Below are 19,592 nucleotides of genomic sequence, written 5' to 3' on the forward strand. Positions count from 1 at the left end.
ATGACGGAGAACGTCATCCCGCTGCTGCGCAGCTTCCTGGTTCAACGCTACGATCAGCTCAAGCAACGCTTGGCCCTGCGGCTGGGGAATGCCGAACTGGCGGAAGACGCCTTGCACGAGACTTGGCTGAAGCTGCAGCGCAGCCAGTCCATTCCGGGGCCCATTGCCACGCCCCAGGCGTACCTGCTGCGCATGGCGGTCAACCTGGCCATCGATGTGCGGCGCGCGCAGAGCCAGGTCTTGCTGTCCGACGACATCGAGGCGCTGATGAACGAACTGCCGGACCCGGCGCCCGGTCCCGCCGAGGTGGCCGAAGCCCGTTCGCAGCTGGAGGCGCTGGATGACCTTCTGTCGCGCTTGCCGCCGCGCCGCCGCGAAATCCTGCTGCTGATTCGGCTGGAGGGCTGGTCCCAGCGGGACGTGGCCAAGCGGCTCGGTATTCCCGTACGGACCGTCGAGTACGAACTGAAAGCCGCGCAGGATTTTCTGTTCTCGCGACTGGAACCGAAATCCGGCGGGTTCTCATGACGGCACGAAGAAACAGTTTGAGGATTGCGGCGTCCGCAACCGTCTACAAGGTACGGGCCCCCTGAGACCATCATGACGACGCACCCTCAACCACTGAAGCTGCCCGAGACCCTGCGCGAAGACGCGCGCGCCTGGGTGCGCAAGTTGCATTCGGGCGCCGCGACGCAATGGGAGGCACAGGCGTTCCGGCGCTGGCGTGACGCAAGTCCCTTGCATCAAGCGGCGTTCATCGAGGCCCGGCAGCAGTGGCGAGTGCTTCAACCCGCGCTGAACGGTCTGGTGCGCAGCGACGCCGAAGCGGCGAACCTTCACCGCGAAACCCTGCGCACGCCCGAGGCGAGCCGCCGGGCCTTCCTGGGCGCGGCCGGAGCGGCAGCCGTGGCTGGTGTCGCGGGGGTGGCGGTCTATTCGCCCTTGGGGTTGTGGCCCGCGGCCAATGAATGGAATGCGGACTGGCGCACGGTCGCCGGCGAGCAGCGTGCGATCGCGTTGTCCGATCAGATCGGCGTGACCTTGAACACCCGGACCAGCGTCCGACGGTTGACCTCGGACGGCCAGACCGTGGGGCTGGAATTGCTGAACGGCGAAGCGGCGATCGAGATGCTGGCCAGTGCGCGCGACTTCAGCGTCGTGGCTGGCGCCGGTCGCAGCATTGCCGAATCGGCTCGCTTCGAGATCAGCCGCCTGGAAGGACGGGTGTGCGTTACCTGCCTGGCGGGGCGCGTACGCATCGAGCATCCGGCCGGCGACCGTCTGCTGCTGGCACGCCAGCAAGCGGTCTACCGCGATCACTCGATCAGCGGCATCGCCACCGTCGACCCCAAGGTGGCTTCTGCCTGGCGGCGCGGTGAACTCGTGTTCAAGCAGGTCCCCTTGTCCGCGGTGCTGGATGAGATCAATCGCTACCGCCCCGGGCGTGTGGTGCTGATGGCGGATTCGCTGCGGGAGAAAACGGTCACCGCGACCTTCAGGCTCGACCGTCTCGATCTGGCATTGCTCCAGATGCAGCGTTCCTTCGGCTTGAACGCCCGGTCGCTCCCCGCCGGTGTGCTGGTCCTGAGCTAGGGGCAGGTCCCGGGGGCGGGTGGTGACTCTGTCTCGACGTCGCGTCGGGTCCACGTCGAATGATCGGTGGCGTTGTCGAAGCTTCTCATGGTTGTCGTGCGCAGCCACTGTGAAGCTTTCGTGACTTTGCCGAGGTGCAGCGCGTCCCCGCCGTTGATCTGCAAGGACTTTTCAGATGGAGGCCGCAGCGGCGAGCGCGTGCCCGCAACGAGTCCAAAAATATTCTTCTGGAATTCGACGTTTCCGTCCCGTCAAGGAACTGACGGCTCCTAGCGCGTTGGCTCTTGATCGCCATCGCAGGGGCTTCTTGAATGCGGCTTGCCTGCGCGACGCGAGCAGCCCCTTCGGCACAGTCCTTACTTCGGCGGGAACAAGAAATGACCATCAGTGGGTACAACGAGAAGAATCGACCGACACGCGCGGCGCGGCAGGTTTTCAGGATGGCGCCAGTCGCGCGGGCCATCGCGGTGGCGCTGGCCGCGGGTGGGGTCCTCGGCAGCGTGCACGCTCAGCGGGTGTTCGGTCCGGCGTGGTTCGCCGACAAGGGCGCCACTCGGGCGGGCGTGATCGCAACGGGCAAACTGCCGAACGGCACCCCGGCGTCCAGTCTGATCAACCCGGCGCAGCCATCGGCCGCGGCGAGCCAGCAGTTGCAGGCTTCCATCAACAACCTGAACCTGGCCGCGCGCACGATCGCCGCGCAACAGGCGCAGCAGGCACAGAAGCGGGCCGAGGCGCTGGCCAGCGGCGAATCTCCGCAGGACGGCCTGGCCGAAGGCGGCCTGAAGGTCGACACCCATTCGCTGACGGCCGGCTGGCTCAATGCCAGGAATCCCGTTCAAGCAGCAGCGGACGGCAGGACCACGGTCACCATCGAGCAGACCGCCGACAAGGCGATCCTGAACTGGGAGACCTTCAATGTCGGCAAGAACACGACGGTGAAGTTCGACCAGCGTGGCGGCACCCAGGCCAAGACCGGCGTCAACGAGTGGATCGCGCTCAACCGCATCAACGATCCCAGCGGCCGCCCCAGCCAAATTGCCGGCCGCATAGAGGCCGAGGGCAGCGTCTACCTCATCAATCGCAACGGCATCCTGTTCACCGGCAGCAGCCAGGTCAACGTGCGCAACCTGGTCGCCTCCAGCCTGAAACTCAGCGACGAACAGTTCAAGGCCGGTCTCAACACGCGCCTGGGCGCGAAGGCGGGCGACCCCGGTTACTGGAGCGGCCTGGAAGTCGGCGTCGGGGTTCCCACCTTCGGCGAGAACCCCAAGCAGATGCCGACTGATTCGAACGTCCTGTTCGAAGACATGGGCCCGGCCTTCGATCCGGGCCAGCCGCCAGGCGACGTCAAGGTGCTGGCCGGTGCGCAGATCACGGGCCAGGGTGGCCACGTGCTGATGTTCGCACCCAAGGTCAGCAATGCGGGCAGCATCCGGACACCGAGTGGCCAGACGCTGCTGGGCGCCGGCGAGAACGTGTGGCTGGAAGCCAGGGAAATCAGCCCCACCGTGCGCGGCTTCGATGCCGTCGCCTCGTCGGTGCGGCCCTGGGTCTTTCCGGCCAAGTTCCTGATCAATCCGCAGACAGCGCCCGCCTTCCAGCCCTACCTCATCGGGCGCATCGTGTCCGACATCATGCCGCTGATGGAGCAGCGCGCGGCCCAGGTCGGCTACAGCGTGCTCAACACCGGCATCGTCCAGGCCGATCACGGCGACATCACCATGGTGTCGCGCGAAATCAATCAGAACGGCATCCTGCAAGCCAGCACCGCGCTGAACAACCGGACCGGCTCCATCCGCCTGCACGCCTGGGGCCAGGGCATCCACAACATCGACATCAATCTGGCGGCCAACGTCTCGCACCTGGCGGCCTGGTCGGGCGGCACGCTGACCCTCGGGCCGGACAGCATCACGCAAGTCGTCAACGACTGGCAGGACACCACCCGGATCGAAAGCGGCTCGCTGGCCAACCGCTACCAGCCCGGCCGCATCGAGCTTTACGGCAAGACGATCGACGTGCAGACCCGTGCCCAGGTCACCGCCGCTGCGGGCAACATCGACATCCAGGCCCAGGCCAACCCTGCGGCCCTGCAGCGCAACACCCAGGTGGGCGACGGCAGCCGCATTCTCATCGGTGAACATGCCACCGTCAGTACCGCGGGACTGATGCAGATGCCGGTGGACATGGCCAGCAACTTCATCGAAGCCGAACTGCGCATCAACGAACTGCGCGACTCCCACCTGCAAGCGAATACCTGGCTGTACGGCCGGAAGGTCGTCGTGGATCGACGCAAGTCGGGGACCTTCAAGGGGCTGATGGCGGGGGTCGAATGGGTCACCGACGAGTCCGGCAAGGCGGTCAAGGGCGTCTGGGTCGGCACCCCGCTGGCGGACGTGACGGGCTGGGTGGGCAACGGCCTGATCGGCTTGTCCGAGCTGGCGGCGCGAGGCGGCGACATCACGATCCAATCCAACGGCTCGGTGATCACGCGGCCGGGATCCATTCTGGACGTGTCCGGCGGCTCGGTGCGTTACAGCGACGGCTGGAACACGGAAACCCTGCTGCGAGGCGTGGACGGACGCAGCTACACCATGTCGTCCGCTCCGGCGGACATGACCTACGAGGGCATCGCGGGCCAGTACCAGTACACGCATGCGCGCTGGGGTGTCACGCAGACCTATGTCAATCCGCTGTTGTCGGGGCGGCGCTGGGAGCCGGGCTACGAGGAAGGCCGGAATGCCGGTTCGATCGACATCCGTGCCGGCAGCGCCTTCATCCTGGAGGGTGAGTTCAGGGGCTCGGTGCAGCCCGGCGACCGGGTGCAGGAAGCGTCCGAGCTGCCTCGGGCCGGCCGCCTCACGGTGGGTTCCAACCGGGCGCAAGAGGGCATGTGGACCCTGGGGCAGGTCATCATCAGCGACAGGCCCGCGCTGCTGCCGGCGGGTTTCTCCATCGACAGCCCGCTGGGCAGGGACGCCTTCCTGACCGAGCCGGAAGGGCAATCCCCCGGCGCCGGCGCGGGCGTGGGCCGCACGACGTGGCTGTCCGCCGCGGGGCTGAGCCATTCAGGCCTGGGCGCCATCGAGTTGAACCTCAACACGGGCTTCGTGCTGGAAGACAACGCGGTGGTGAATCTGCAGCCGGGGGCGCGCTTCACGGCCGCGGTCTACGACGGCCAGGGCCTCCCCGGCAACTTCGACATTCAGGGCAAGCTCATCGCCCCGGGTGGCTCCATTGCCCTGAGCGCAGGCGGCCAGGCGGACAGCGTGCTGCGCCTGGGTGCGAACAGCCTGCTGAGCGTCGCGGGCCAGTGGGTCAACGACACCGGTGGGGGCGTCACGCTGGGCCGCGCCATCCATGGTGGCTCGATTGCACTGGGGACCCCGATGAAAGAGGGCCTCGGCACGGTGTACGGCAACGTGGACGTGGCCGCCGGCGCGGCGCTGGACGTGTCCGGTGGCGGCTGGCTGTCCGGTGTCACGTCGGGCGGCAAGGCGGGCAAGGTGCAGGCGGGCAATGGCGGGGCCATCAGCCTGACGGCGTTCGACAACACGGCGCTCGACACGCTGGACCTGCGCGGCTGGGCGGGGGGCGATGCGTCCCGGCTCACCCTCACTGCGACCGGTGACGTGCAGGTGGGCGGCTCCGCGCCCGCGGGCGGGGCAACGGGCGGAAGTGCATCGGGCGCAGCCAAGCCGCTGCACCTGCCGCAGACCCTGTACGCCGAGCGCGGCTTCGGCACGATCGGCATCCGTTCGCTCGGCGGAGACATCGTGGTCGCGGAAGGCGCACGGGTCCACATCCAACCCGCGAGCTGGGACATGCCCGCCGCGGTATCGACGCTGCGCACGCTGCCCAGCGGCAGCGCATTGGGCGATGTGCTGGCCCCCAGGGCACTGGACGAATTGAGCGAGCCGCGCCGCGCCGCGCGCGCGCCCGGCGGCCTGTCGCTGGCCACCGCCGCGTCCGGCGGCGGCATCCGCATCGACGCGAACGCCAGCATCCAGACCGAAACCGGCGGCGCGATCTCGCTGGACGCCGACGGGTCCGGGCAGGCTTCCGTGCTCGTGGCGGGCCGTCTTCAGGCGCCGGCCGGGACGCTGAACATCCGCGCCAAGAACACCTTGACGCTGGCCGACGGGGCCGAATTGCTGCTGCCCGGCGTGGCGCAAATCTTCCACGACCCGGTCATGCGCCTGCCCCAGGGCAGGGTGCTGCCGGGCGGCACGGTCACGCTGAATGCCGGCACGCTGGATGCGCAAGCGGGTGCGCTGATCGACGTGTCGGGCGCGCGGGGCACGGTGGCGTATTGGGATCGCGGCACGGGTGCGCTCGGCGCCCTGCGGCGCGTGAACCAGGAACTGGGCAGCGATGGCGGCGCGGTCGTGATGGCGGCCGCGGCCGGCGGTGCCATGAATGCCAGGCTTCGCGCCCACGGCGGCAATGCCCAGGCCGCGGGCGGGTCCTTGTCCATCACGGACACCAGCGCGGCCGGGAGTGCGTCCGGGGACTTGGTGGCGCCGGACATCGGCTCCTTCCTCTACTACAAGAGCCCCACCGGCACGTACACCTTCAACGGCGAAAGGTACGCGCGAATCATCGGCACCAGCGGCAACCTCGACGTCCACGACGAGTACGCCGGCGACGTCAAGATGAGCAGTGCCATGCGCACCGCGCTCAACACGATGCTGCCAACGTCGGTGTCCAGCAGCCAGGGGCTCGTCCTCGACGCGGGTGCGGCGCTTGCCGCGGGACCGGGCGCCGACAGGGCGCCGTGGGAGCACGACGCGAGCATCGACAAGCGCGTGGTCGAACTGCTCAACAAGTATTTCTGGAGCGGCACCGGAACGGCACTGACCCACAAGATCGACATCGGCAACATCGCCACCTCGGATGGCACCCTGCACGTGTCGGCGAAGGCGCTGCAGGACACGGGCTTCTCGGCGGTCGATCTGCATTCCACGCAAGTGGGCGTGCGGCTGGCCGGCGGCGTCGACCTGAGCGTCGCCGGTCGCCTGGGCATCACCGCCCCGGTCATCAGCAGCGACGGGCAGGGCGGCGTGGTGCGCTTGCACGCCCGCCATCTGCAACTGAACCCGCTGGCAGGCACGGTCGGCGCCACGGCCGGCAATGCCGGCGAACTGATCCTGTCGGCCAGCCAGGCCATCGACATCGCAGGCAGGGGTGCGAAGGGCGAGTCTGCGTCGCCCGTCGACGTCAAGCTGCGCGGCTTCGAACGCACGGTGCTGGAAACCGCCGACCTGCGCTTCGTGGCAGGGGCCTACAGCGAAGGCGGCACCGACTACGACGACTCCCAGCTCAGGGCCACGCTGGACGTGGGTGGCGCGCTGGAGATCAAGGCCGCGCAGGTCTACCCGGCCACGGCCGTCACGGCGCGAATCAACTCGGACCGGTCCATCACCGTGCGCGGCAACGGGAGCGCCGCGGCGCCTCTGTCGGCCGGCGGCAGCCTGACGCTGAACGCGCCCGTCATCGAGCAGGACGGCGTGCTGCGCGCGCCCTTCGGGCAGATTGCGCTGAATGCCAGCGAGCGCCTGACGCTGGGCACGAACAGCCTGACCTCGGTGTCCGGCGCGGGCCTGGACGTGCTCTACGGCAGCCTGCGCAACGCCGAATACTGGCTGGACCCTGCCAACCCGCAGGGCCGCAATCGTGCGAATGCCGGCGATGCCAGTTCCCTGGACGAAAACCGCTATCTGTCGTCCCTGCCGGAAAAGCGCGTGCTCCTGCAAGCGCCGGACGTGGCCATGGCCGCGGGCGCGGTGGTGGACATCGCGGGCGGGGGCGATCTGCATGCGTGGGAGCACGTGCCCGGCTCGGGCGGCTCGCACGACGTGCTGACGCTGCCCGGCATGTACGCGGTGCTGCCGGGCTACCAGGGCCTGTCGCCCGTGGCGGGCGGTGCGGCGGGCCGGAAGGTCTGGCTGGCCGGCGGCGGCCTGGGGGCCGGCTGGTACACGCTCCTGCCGGCACGCTATGCGCTGCTGCCCGGCGCCTTTGCGGTGCAGAGCACGGGCCAGGCCTTGCCGGCGTGGGCTGCGTCCCGTGGCGAGGTGGCGAGCCTGCGTGACGGCTCGACGATCGTGGCCGGGCGGGAACAGGACACGATCAGCGGCGCGCGCGATGCCACGGCCTCGGGCTGGCGCGTGCTGCCCGCCAGCCTGGTGCGCAAGGTCAGCGAATACAACGAAGCGCGGGGCAACGCCTTCTTCTCGTCGGACGCGTTCAAGCTGACGCAGTACCGCCTGACAGGGCAGGACGTCGTGACCCCGCGCCTGGCCCGCGATGGCGGCGCGGTGGTGTTCAAGGCCGACCGCGCGCTGACGCTGGACGGCGAGCTGCGCGCGCAACCCGATGCGGGCGGGCGCGGCAGCCTGGTGGACATTGCCGCCGCGAAGATCGCCATCGTCGGCGCGGGGCAGGACAGCAACGACCTGCGCGCCGACGGCTACCTGGTCGTGGACGCCGGCAGCCTGACGCGCTTCGGCGCGGGCAGCCTGCTGGTGGGCGGCACGCGCACGGGCGATGTGCGGGGCCTGCAGGTGGACGTGGCCGCCAGCGACGTGGTGCTGCGCAACACCGCAGGCACCGCGCTGAGCGGCCCGGAGGTGATCCTGGCCGCGGCGAATGCGGTGTCGATCGAGTCGGGCAGCGTGCTGCGCGCGGACGGCCGGGCCTCGGGCGACGAGGCGAACCTGGTGCTCAAGCCGCAGGTGGCGGCCGTGTGGAGCGACAACAACACGCCGAACGACACCAGCGACGACCACATCGTCACACCCTCCAGGGACTGGGGTGCGCTGGTGCGAGTGAGCAGTGGCCAGGCCGTGCGGGCGTTGCGCGAGAACGTCGACACCACGGTCGGCGGCCAGGTGCGCATCGGCGCCGGCGCGCTGCTGCAGGGCGGCGAGGCGTTGCTGCTCGACGCCACCAGCAACACCGAGATGGCTGCCGGCGCGCAGCTGTCGGGCAAGGCCTTGTCGGTGGCCGCGAGCCGCATCGGCATCGGCGGCGGCAGCGGCGGCCTGGTGCTGGACGCCGACGCCCTGGCGCAGCTGTCGCGCGCGCAGGCATTGACGCTGCACAGCTACGGCAGCCTGGACTTCTATCGCTCGCTGGACATGCGCGGCCTGGCGCAGGTGGTGTTCGACGCCGCGGCCCTGCGCGGTCATGGCGCCGATGCCGTGCAGGTACAGGCCTCCCACCTGACGCTGCAGAACACGGGCGCGTCGCTCGGCAGCGCGGGCACGGGCAGTGGTCGCCTCGAGCTGTCGGCAGGCGAACTGGTGCTGGGCGCGGGCGACAAGACGATGTCCGGCTTCGACCAGGTGCTGCTGTCGGCCAGCCGGCGCATCGCCGGCGAAGGCACCGGGGGCCTGGACGCCGGGACGGCGGCGCTGACGCTGCGCACGCCGGTGCTGCAAGGGGTGTCCGGCGCCGACCAGGCCCTGCGAACGCAGGGGCAGCTGGTGTTGCAGCAAGAGGCGCAACTGGATGCGCAAGAGATGGCGGCACTGGGCCGCGCCAGCCTGGGCGCGCGCCTGAGCCTGTCGGGCCAGGGCGTGACCGTGGCGCTGCCGGTGCTCGCGCTGGGCGGCAGCATTGCGGTCGATGCCGGCACGGGCAAGCTCACGGTCGCAGAGTCGGGCCGCCTGCACGCGGGCGGCCTGGAAAAAGTCTTCTTCGACGCGGCCCAGTACGTGGATGCCGGCCAGATCAGCCTCGCGACGCGGGGCGGCTTGATCGACCTGGCCCCGGGCAGCCTGCTGGACCTGTCCGCCCATCCGCACGGCGGCGACGCCGGCCGCCTAACGGTGGATGCATCGGCCGGCGGCCGGGTCCACTTCGGGGGCACGCTGCAGGCGCAGGCCGGTGCCGGGGGCAATGGCGGCAACTTTGCGCTGGCCATCGATCGGCTGGACGATTTCGGCGCGCTGGCGCGAACGCTCAACGATTCGGGTTTCAGCCGGTCGCGGCAGTTCCGCGTCCGCCAGGGCGACCTGACGATCGCGGGCACCACGCGGGTGGCCGACTTCGAAGTCATCACCGACCGCGGCGTGATCTCTGTCGACGGCACGGCGCGCGTCGAGGCCAACGCGGCCTACGGCGGCAGCATCCGCCTGGTCGGCGGGGCGGGGCTGACGATGCAGCCTGGCGCGGTGCTCGCAGCCCATGCCACCGACGCCATCGACGGCCTGGGCAGCAGCCGCATCGACCTGGAAGCGGTCGACGGCCAACTGAACCTGGCCGGCGGCACGCTGGACCTGAGCGGCGGCGAAGGCGGCAAGCTGCGACTGCGGGCGCAGCGCACCGCGGGCAACGACGGCCTGAACGTCACGGCGCTGAACGCCGCCGTGCAGGGCGCGCGCTCCGCGGTGCTCGAAGGCGTGCGCCGCCATGCCAGCACGGACGGAACGGTGGAATCCGTGGCCCCGCGGGCGATCGCCGAGGCCAATGCCTTTGCAGGCCACACTGGCATCCTGACGCGGCTGGGCGGCAACGCCGGCGCCTACACCTTGGCGGCGGGCATCGAGATCACCAGCCCGGGCGACCTGACGCTGGGCCGCGACTGGAATCTGTTCGACAGCTTCGGTGCGGCGCACCGCGAAGGCACGCTCACGCTGCGCGCCGGCGGCGACCTGAACATCGACGGCCATCTGAGCGACGGCTTCGACGTGGCGGGCCGCGACAACGGCGCGGGCCGGGCGGCGCGGCTGCAGCAGGCCGCGTCGTGGAACCTGCGCCTGGTGGCGGGCGCGGACCTGAATTCGGTCGACGCACTGGCCACGCGGGCGCCGGGTGCGCTCGCGAGCGATGCCGGCACGATCCGCGTGGGCACGGCCGGTGCCGAGTCGGGCGCGGGCAAGCTGGTGCGCACCGGCAGCGGCGACCTGACGGTGCGCGCCGGGCGCGACCTGGTGCTCGCCCACAAGGAGTCCGCGCTGTACACGGCGGGCCGGGCCGAGGCCGATCCCACCCTGGGTGGCGGCTTCGACACCGCCAGCGTCGATGCCCAGTACGGCACCGCGGGCGGCCACCTGGACGTCGCGGTCCAGGGCAGCGTGCGCGCGCCGACCCAGCAGGGCGTGCGTTCGGACCAGATCCTGACCGAATGGCTGTTCCGCCAGGGGCGCTACGGGGGCGAGTTCGGCAGCCCCACCGGCTACTACGACGCGTACAACATGGGCGACAGCTGGGCGCCGGTCATGTCCGACCGGGGCCAGCAACCGAGCTGGTGGGTGAACCACGCCAGCTTCCAGCAGGGCCTGGGCGCGCTGGGCGGCGGCAACGTGAAGCTGTCGGCGGGCGGCGACCTGGTGAACCTGGTGGTGGCCTTGCCCAGCACCATGCGCGTGACGGGCGGGCGTTCCGCCGGCGATGCCGCGGCCTCCATCGTGACGCGCAACGGCGGGCAGCTGCAGGTGAGCGCGGGCGGCGCCCTGAAGGCCGGCCAGTACTACGTGGGCCGCGGCGCCGGCGAGATCGACGCCGGCACCAGCGCCGCCGGCTATGTCATGACCGGCACGTCGAGCAACGGGTCCGGCGCCACCTATGCCTACGACATCGCGCCCGTGCTGGCGCTGTCGGACGCCACGCTCAAGCTGCAGACGCTGGGCGACCTGGTCCTGCAGACCGTGATCGACCCCATGCAGATACGCCGTGCCTACATCGACCAGGCCGACAAGGACACCAGTGGCGGGGCCAGCCATGCGATGTTCATGAGCAGCCAGACCGAGCGCAGCGCCGTCACGCTGGTGTCCACCGGCGGCAACGTGCGCCTGGAAAACCAGTCGGAATACGTGGCGGGCAACGACACGGGCAACACCACCAAGCTGGTGAACGGCATGACGGACACCAAGCTCCAGACGGACATGGTGGGCCTGTATCCGGCCAAGCTGAGCGTGTCGGCCCTGAGCGGAAGCATCGACATCGCAGGCCTGCTGGCGATGGCGCCGGAGAACACCAGCGACCTCTCCTTGCTGGCTGCCCAGGATCTGCGCTTCCTGCGCGGCAGCAGCCTGCTGAACACGGGGGCCATCGTGATGACCCAGACCACGCTGGACAAGTGGCCCTCGATCTTCCGCCCGTGGACAGGCCTCACGACCGTGCTGGGCGGTGCGTCGGCGTTTGGCGCGCCGCTGAAGTCCGTCTATGGCGGCTTCTCGGTGACGAATGCCTTCCTGACGAACAGCGCCAATGGGGGGGCGGAGCTGTTCGACAACCCGCAGACGCTGCCGATGCAGGCGCACGACTTCGCGCCCAGCCGCCTCTACGCGGGGGCCGGTTCCATCAGCGACCTGAACCTGATCGCGTCGGAATCGGTGCGCGTGCAGGCCGGCACCGACATCCGCAATTTCGAGCTGAGCGCGCGAAACCTGCGCGCCACCGACAGCACGGTGCTGGCGGCGGGCAACGACATCCTGGCCGTCGCCAACCGGTTCCTGTCGCATCCCTATGCGGGAGCCAGCGGAGGCGCGGCCTCGTACTACTACGACAGGGGCAGCCGTACCGCGCTGCAAGGGCCGGGGGAGCTGCTGCTGCTGGCCGGGCGCGACATCCAGGGCAACAACTTCTCGCTGTACACCAACGGCAATCGCTATTGGGACTACGTGTCGGCCACGCCGCGCGGCGAGGAAACGAACATCATCAAGGCCCTGCCCGTCGAGGGTGCCGACATCACCCTGATGGCCGGCATGAACAGGGCCGCCAGCTACGACGCCTTCGAGTCGGCCTACCTGAACCCGGCCAACGTGGCCGCCATGCCGCAGTACCTGAAGACCACCCTGGCGGACGGCACGGTGGCGCCGCTGTACCTGACCGACGGCGTGGACCACCGCGGCGACCTGCCCAAGCTCACGCGCCGGGGCCTGGGGTCCTTCGTGGAAGGCGTGCTCGGTGCCGACAAGGTCGCCGGCCTGACCGGCCGCGCGGACGGCAAGCTGAGCCCGCAGCAGGCGTGGGAGCAATACCGGCAATTGCCGCCCCTGGTGCGCGAGCAGTTCCTGCGCCAGGTCTTCGTCTATGAACTGCGCGAAGGAGGGCGCGACCAGAACGGGGGCGACGGGCAGAACGGTCCGATCAACGGCGGCTACCGCCGCGGCTCCGCGGCCATCGACACGCTGTTCCGCGGTGCGACGGCCGAAGGCCAGCCCGTTCGCTACGCCGCGGACCTGCCGGACAACTGGCGCAGCAGCTGGTCCGGCGTGGGCAGCATCGCCGCGACCCGGATGGCGGCGCGCACCCACCAGGGGGGCGACATCAACGTCTTCACCCCCGGTGGCGGCCTGCAGGTGGCGGGGCTGGGCGCGGTGGTGCCGGACGGATACGGCCTGGTGACGCTGGCCTCGCCGGGGCAGGTCAATGTGTTCGCCGACCGGGACATCATCGTGAACCGCTCGCGCATCCTGTCCTTCGTCTCGCAGGCCGAGCCCCTGGGCAGCGACCAGGTGTTGTGGTCCAGCCAGGGCGACATCGACGCCGGCCGCGGCGCGAAGACGGTGCGCATCCCGCAGGCGCCGGAAGTCACGTCGGACGCGGACGGCAACATCACCGTGCAGGAAAAGCGCGACATGAGCGGCGCCGGCATCGGCACCGTGGGCGAAGGCGACGTGGACCTGGTCGCGCCCAGGGGGACCATCGATGCGGGCGATGCCGGCATCCGGGTCGCCAGCAACCTCAACATCGCCGCGCTGCAGGTGCTCAACGCCGACAACATTCAAGTCGAAGGCGAAGCGACCGGTCTGCCGATGGTGGCTGCGGTGAACATCGGTGCACTGACCAACGCCAGCGCGGCGGCGGCGTCGGCGGCCATGGCGGCGCAGGAATCCCTGCGAAACGAGCGGGACGCAGCGCGGCGCAGCCTGCCGTCGGTGTTCACGGTGCGGGTGCTGGGCTTCGGCAACGAAAGCCTGTCCCCGGGAGGTGCGGATACATCGCCGTCGCCGCGCCCCGGCTCGCCATCGAGCGTTTCGCTTCGATACGACCCTGCCCACTCCGTGCAGGTCTTCGGACACGGCAACCAGTTCGACGCGTCCGTGATGTCGTTGCTGACCGAAACCGAGAAGACCAGGTTGCGGCATGCCAAGTAAGACGCTTTCCCCGCTCGACTTCGGTCTCGGTCCTTGTTCCCAGGGGCGATGAGCGAAGGCGGTCCGCTATGAATGCACATTCTTCGTGTTGTCCGGGCGTCGCCGGCGCGGCCGATGCATCGTCTCTTGATCCCGATCCTGAATTCGTGGGCAACGGCGAGCTCCCCTGCGTGGTGCTGCGGGCGTTCCTGACGGCGAACTACGCGTACCTGCATCGCCGGCTGGCCCGCGATCTCGGCTGTTCCGATCGGGCCAGCGAGTGCTTGCACGACGCCTGGCTGCGCCTGGGCGACATGACGGCATCGGAGCCCGTGCGCAGTCCCGGGGCCTACGTCTACCGAACGGCTCGCAACCTGGCCATGGATCGCCTGCGCCACGATCGGTCCTGGCAGTACGTGGCCGAGTGGGATAGCGCACTCGATCTCCTGGTCGATCATGCGCCCGGCCCGGATGCCATCGCCGAGGCGCGTTCGGCCGTGGAGGCCGTCGAGGAGGCAATGCAGCGGCTTTCGCATCGGCATCGTTCGGTACTCGTTGCGCTGCGAATAGAGGAGATGACCCGCCAGGACGTGGCGGACCGGCATTGCATCTCTCTGCGCAGGGTGGACACTGCACTTCGTCAGGCCCTGGACTATTGCGCCCATGCGTCCGGTCATACAGCGTGGGCGGAAGTCTCTTCGCCCCGACCGGGTCCTTCTCGACGATGGCAGGAGAAAGTCGTCGCCCCGATGCGCGCCAGCGGCCGCGAATGACCAGGGCGCGACAGCGGGATCCACGCAGCTCGGCTGGCGCGCCCGGCGATCACGAAGACCGATACCGCTCCAGCCAGTGCGCATACGGCGCAGGCAGCGTCCAGGCCGCCTTGTCCACGCCGAGCTCGAGCGCGGCGCGGTACGGCCAGTGCGGATTCGCAAGCAGCGGCCGGCCCAGCGTGACCAGGTCGACGGTGCCGCCGGCGACCAGTTCGTCCGCTTGCCGGGGCTCGCTGATGAACCAGCTCGTGGTGGCGGGCAGACCCGTCTCGCGGCGCACGCGCTGCGCGATCGGCGCCATCAGGGCCGGGCCCCATGGGATCTTCGCCTTGGGTGTCGAGAAGCCGATGCTGACGTCGATGAAATCGAGGCCGGCCGCCTTGAGCCTGCGCACGAGCTCGATGCCTTCCTCGAGGTCGTCCTGGCCCGCGAACTCGGTGACGCCGAAGCGGGCCGCGAGCGGCAGGCGTTCGGGCCAGACCTCGCGCACGGCGGCGAGCGTTTCGATCAGGAAGCGCGCGCGGCCTTCGAAGTCGCCGCCGTAGGCATCGGTCCGCGTGTTGGACCAGGTCGAGAAGAAGCTCTGCGCCAGGTAGCCGTGCGCGAAATGCAGCTCGAGCCATTCGAAGCCCGCATCGAGCGCGCGTTTGGCCGCGGCCACGAAGTCTGCCTTGACGCGCTGGATGTCGGCCAGCGTCATGGCCTCGGGCACCTTCGGCAGGCCGCCGCCAAAGGCAACGGCCGAGGGGGCGATGGTCTGCCAGCCGCGCGCGTCGTCGGCGGCGATGTGGTCGTCGCCTTCCCAGGGCCGGTTGGCACTCGCCTTGCGCCCGGCGTGGGCGATCTGGATGCCGGGCACGGCGCCGGCGGCCTTGACCGAGGCGACGATCCTGCGCCACGCCTCGGCCTGCGCGTCGGTCCAGATCCCGGCGCAGCCGGGCGTGATGCGGCCTTCGGGCGAGACGGCCGTGGCTTCGGCGATGACCAGGGCCGCGCCGCCGCGCGCGAGGCCCGACAGATGGACGTGGTGCCAGTCGTTGACCACGCCGTCGACGGCCGAGTACTGGCACATCGGCGAGACGACCATGCGGTTTTTCAGCGTGACATCTTTCAGAGCGAAAGGCGAGAAGAGGCTTGGCATCGGATCCCTGGAGAAGGTGTGAAGACAAGGTCTGATCGTACCTTAGTTCGATAACTATCGAACAATAGGACAAAAGCCGATCCGTGCTATGGTCGCGCGATGCGCAGCCTCAACCATCCGGCCCTCGACGATGTCTCGCTGACCCAGGTCCTCTATGCCCTGAGCGATCCCGAGCGGCTGCGCGTGGTGCACGAGCTCGCCGGCTGCGGCGAAGCCAGCTGTGCCGCGCTGGGCGGGGGCAGGGCGAAGTCGAGCATGTCGCATCACTTCAGGGTGCTGCGCGAGGCGGGCATCGTGCGCACCCGCACCGACGGCCCCGCGCATGTGAACGAGCTGCGCCGCAAGGAAGTGGACAAGCGCTTTCCCGGCCTGCTGAAGGCCGTGCTCGCGGCCCAGGAGCCGGCCGCGAGACAGGGCTAGGGGCGTCGCCTCAGACCCGCTCGAAGCTCTCCACCTGCTTCGAGACCACCCAATCCGTCGTCAGGCTATTGAAGCGCTGAAAGTGCGCGCTCGCGAGATGCGCGTCGAAGGCCGCGCGGTCGTCGTAGACCTCGTAGAGGAAGACATGGCCCGCGTCATCGGGCGCCACGCAGACGTCGAACTGCCGGCAGCCGGGCTCGTGCTCGACCGAGCGCGAGGCGTTGGCCTTGATCTCGCGGAGGAAGTCTTCCCGGTGTTCGGGGGCGATGTGGAAGTGGACGGTGACGATGTGCATGGCGAATGGATTCTCGATGGATCAGAAGACCGGCCGCAGATGCGCATCGGCCGCAGGCTCGAAGTCGCTCATGCGGATGCGCCGGCCGCTGCGGTGGGACTCGTAGACGGCTTCCTGGATGCGCAGATTCTGCAGATAGGCCGAGGCGTTGTTCTCGGGCGCGATGCCGCGCTCCAACGCGTCGAGCACATGGGCCTGCAGGGCGGCCACCGCGCCGCCGCCGAATTCGCTGGACGGCCCGCTGTCGTAGGCGAGTTCGGCCTCGGGCTCGCCATGCGGCTTGAGCCACAGGCGCGCATCGCCATCGAGCCGCAGCACGCCGCCTTCGCCCTCGAGCCACATCTCGCCCATGGTGCGGCGCTGGTTCGCGGCCGCGTGTTCGTTGAGGCGATTGCCGTCGATGAGGCCGATGGCATCGCCGGCGAAGCCCAGTTCGATCGTGGCGGCATCCTCGCCCTGGATCGCGGGGTTGAGGCGTCGCAGCCGCGCCGAGACATCGGCCACCTCGCCGAGCAGGAAGCGGAAGCTGTCGATCAGGTGGATGGCGGTCTCGGCCACGAGCAGCCGCGGCATCTGCTGGAAGTAGGGCTGCCGGTCGAGGTAGGCGCGTGGCCCCTGTCCGTCACCGGGCCGAAGCCGGAAGCTCGCGCCGTGCAGGCGGCCTATGTGTCCCGTGTCGATCAGCCGCCGGGCCTCGCGGAACCAGGGCATGAAGCGGAAGTTCTCGTGCACGACCAAGGGCACGCCGGCTCGCGCGAAGCGTTCGCTCTGCTCGCGTGCCTGCGCGTAGTCGGTGCAGAAGGGTTTCTGGCAGATGGTCGCGATGCCATATGAGAGCGCCTGCGGCAGCAGCGTCGCATGGCTGGCCGGCGGCGACACGATGTCCAGCAGCGTGGGCGCCGTGGCGTCGAGCATCTCGTCGAGGCGCGAGAAGGCGCGCGGCACGCCGAAGCCGCGGGCGGCCACGGCCGCGCGCTCGGGCTGCGCATCGCAGAGCCCGACGAGTTCGACACCGGGCAGCGCCTGCCATGCGCGCAGATGGAACTGGCTGAAGTAGCCGGCGCCGACCACTGCAACCCGGTGGCGTGTGCCGCCGCGCGCCTCAGGCATGGCGCAACCGCTCCAGCACCGCCTCGGTGATCGCGCGCGTGCCGTCGCCGCCGCCGAACTCGAAGGGCAGCACGGCGCCGCCCGCGAACACGGCCTCGACGGCCCGCTCGATGCCGCGTGCCGCATCGCCCAGGCGCGCGTCGCCATGCCGTTCGGCCAGCCAGTCGAGCATCATCGCGGCCGACAGGATCATGGCCGTGGGATTGGCCTTGCCCTGGCCCGCGATGTCGGGCGCGGTACCGTGCGCGGGCTGGAACAGTCCGTGCCGCTCGCCGAGGTCGGCCGAGGGCGCCATGCCCATGCCGCCCACCAGCGCGGCGATCAGGTCCGAGAGGATGTCGCCGAACATGTTCTCGGTCACCAGCACGTCGTAGCTCCACGGCTTGAGCACGAGGTTCAGCGCCATCGCATCGACATAGGCGCTGTCGGCGCCGATCGCCGGGTGCCGCGACGCGACGTCCTCGAACACCTCGCGGAAGAAGGCCATCGACTCGAAGACGTTGGCCTTGTCGACGTTGGTGACCCGGCCCGCGCGGCCCAGCCGCTCGGCGCGCCGCTGCGCGAGCTCGAAGGCGAACGCGCAGATGCGGTCGGTGCCGTGGCGCGTGATGCGCATGGTGTCGAAGACCTCGACGGTGCGGCCCTGCGCATCGCGGCGCGCATCGCCGCGCCCGCGCGCATAGAACAGGCCCTCGGTGTTCTCGCGCACCAGCACCAGGTCGATCTGCTGCGCGCGCGGGTCCGACAGCGGCGTGCGCAGTCCGCGGAAGGTGCGGATCGGCCGCACGCCCGCGTAGAGGTCGAAGTGGAAGCGCAGGTCGAGCTGCGGAATGATCTCGGTGCCGTCGCTGCCGCGCACGTGCGGCAGGCCCATGGCGCCGAACAGGATCGCGTCGGCGCGCTCGCACACGGCCAGGGTCTCGTCGGGCAGCGCGACGCCGCTGTCGAGGTAGTGCTGGGCGCCCGCGGGGCGGGTGTCGAGCTCGAAGCCGATGCCGGCCCTGGCACCCGCCGCATGCAGCACCTGGGCCGCCGCGTCCATGACTTCGCGGCCGATGCCGTCGCCGGGCAGCACGGCGATGTGGTGGCTGGCCTTCATGCCGCACCCCCGGTGATTTCCTTGAGCTTGCCGAAGAAGGCCTTCTTGCGCGCCGAGCCGATGCGCCAGTCCACCGGCAGCGACTGGAAGCCGTCCTCGAGCTTCTCGCGCGAGCGCCGGTAGTCGAAGTAGCCCCAGCCCGCATAGCCCTCGACGGCCGCGAGCAGGTGGTTGTCCTCGTGCTCGAAATCGAAGTGGTCGTCCTCGTTGTAGAAGATCGGCTGGCCGCGGTAGGCGGGCGAGTTGCGCAGGCGCAGCAGCTGCAGCCGGATGCCGTCGGGGTTCGACTGCTCGCGTCCCGCGAGGCCGTTGACGTGGTTGCCGTGCGGCAGCAGGAAGTCGCTCGCGCCGATGATGTTGTGCGCGTCGGTGCGCGGCTTCAAGAGGCTCGCGCCCACCAGCAGCCGGCCGGCCGGCGTGTCGAGCCGCCCTTCGGAGCGCCGCTGTGCCTGTTCGATCAGCTCGTGGCAGCGCGGCGCCTCGATGATGCGGTGGTGGTAGACGGTGTGATCGATCTCGTTGCCGATCTCCAGCAGCACGTTGCGCGCACCTTGCGTCACCAGCCAGTCCACGCTCTGGTCGACCGCGCGGCGCACCGCCTGCTCGTCGGCCAGGTGGCGCGTGGCGGGGCCGTAGAACAGGCCGAGCACGACCACCATGCCGAGCCGGTCGGTGGCCTCGAGCACGCGCCGCAGCCGCTCGGCCCACGCGGCCTTGAGCGTGCCGTCGGCCTCGAAGGCGCTGATGGTCCAGGGCTGGATCTGCGAATAGCCGTGCGGGCTGCCGCCCTGCAGGTTGAGGCACACGCCCAGCAGGCCGTGCGCGCGGTGCTCGGGCAGTGCCTCGCAGAACTCGCGCGTGTTGCGATCGGCGTCCCACGGACCGTCGCGGTAGGCCCACACGCCGCGCGTGCTCGGGTTCTCGTCGTCGGCGATGGCGTTGGCCATGCGGCTGTTGAACAGCAGGCCCTGGATCTTCTGGTCCTTCCAGTGGCGGCCTTCGTAGGTCGGCCGGCCATTGATGAGGATCTGGTCGCCCTGGATCGAAACGGTGGTGTCGCTCATGCTCTCTT

Annotated in this window: 10 protein-coding genes; 5 read left to right on the forward strand and 5 right to left on the reverse strand. The window is 69.8% G+C overall.

The annotated features are described in order from the left end of the window. The 4 genes from AC07RM_RS23485 to AC07RM_RS23500 all read left to right on the forward strand — a co-directional run bounded on the left by AC07RM_RS23485 (nt 1) and on the right by AC07RM_RS23500 (nt 14,455). A complete protein-coding gene (locus AC07RM_RS23485) occupies nt 1–528 on the forward strand; it encodes an RNA polymerase sigma factor (protein WP_495336072.1) in 528 nt (175 codons plus the stop codon). 72 nt (nt 529–600) lie between these two features. After that, a complete protein-coding gene (locus AC07RM_RS23490) occupies nt 601–1,593 on the forward strand; it encodes a FecR family protein (RefSeq protein ID WP_495336073.1) in 993 nt (330 codons plus the stop codon). Between the two features lie 377 nt (nt 1,594–1,970). Next, on the forward strand, nt 1,971–13,703 hold the full coding sequence (locus AC07RM_RS23495; protein ID WP_495336074.1) for a filamentous hemagglutinin family protein: 11,733 nt from the start codon (nt 1,971–1,973) through the stop codon (nt 13,701–13,703). A 68-nt stretch (nt 13,704–13,771) separates the two neighbouring features. Then, nucleotides 13,772–14,455: an RNA polymerase sigma factor gene (locus AC07RM_RS23500; protein WP_495336075.1), complete on the forward strand. Its 684-nt coding sequence runs from the start codon at nt 13,772–13,774 to the stop codon at nt 14,453–14,455. Between the two features lie 49 nt (nt 14,456–14,504). Here the strand turns inward: AC07RM_RS23500 and AC07RM_RS23505 are convergent, their stop codons facing one another. Continuing rightward, on the reverse strand, nt 14,505–15,596 hold the full coding sequence (locus AC07RM_RS23505) for an NADH:flavin oxidoreductase/NADH oxidase (protein WP_495336076.1): 1,092 nt from the start codon (nt 15,594–15,596) through the stop codon (nt 14,505–14,507). A 99-nt stretch (nt 15,597–15,695) separates the two neighbouring features. On the opposite strand from AC07RM_RS23505, the gene AC07RM_RS23510 reads away from it, so the two are divergent. Next, nucleotides 15,696–16,016: an ArsR/SmtB family transcription factor gene (locus AC07RM_RS23510; protein ID WP_208508730.1), complete on the forward strand. Its 321-nt coding sequence runs from the start codon at nt 15,696–15,698 to the stop codon at nt 16,014–16,016. Between the two features lie 10 nt (nt 16,017–16,026). On the opposite strand, the gene AC07RM_RS23515 is transcribed toward AC07RM_RS23510, so the two are convergent. The 4 genes from AC07RM_RS23515 to AC07RM_RS23530 are packed head-to-tail and all read right to left on the reverse strand — an operon-like array spanning nt 16,027 to nt 19,584. Then, complete coding sequence (locus tag AC07RM_RS23515) at nt 16,027–16,311, reverse strand: putative quinol monooxygenase (RefSeq protein WP_208508729.1); 285 nt, start codon at nt 16,309–16,311, stop codon at nt 16,027–16,029. A gap of 21 nt (nt 16,312–16,332) precedes the next feature. Next, the gene (locus AC07RM_RS23520) at nt 16,333–17,421 is read right to left on the reverse strand and encodes a Gfo/Idh/MocA family protein (RefSeq protein ID WP_495336077.1); all 1,089 of its coding nucleotides are present in this window, start codon (nt 17,419–17,421) and stop codon (nt 16,333–16,335) included. Next, nucleotides 17,414–18,520, reverse strand: coding sequence for an isocitrate/isopropylmalate dehydrogenase family protein (locus AC07RM_RS23525; protein ID WP_296783752.1), 1,107 nt, complete (start codon nt 18,518–18,520; stop codon nt 17,414–17,416). The genes AC07RM_RS23520 and AC07RM_RS23525 overlap by 8 nt, the downstream gene beginning before the upstream one ends. Then, nucleotides 18,517–19,584, reverse strand: a complete 1,068-nt coding sequence (locus AC07RM_RS23530; RefSeq protein ID WP_495336078.1) for a hypothetical protein — start codon at nt 19,582–19,584, stop codon at nt 18,517–18,519. Before AC07RM_RS23530 ends, AC07RM_RS23525 begins: the two co-directional genes overlap by 4 nt. Nucleotides 19,585–19,592: the final 8 nt, after the last annotated feature.

This window comes from Variovorax sp. GW821-FHT09B05 (assembly GCF_059418265.1).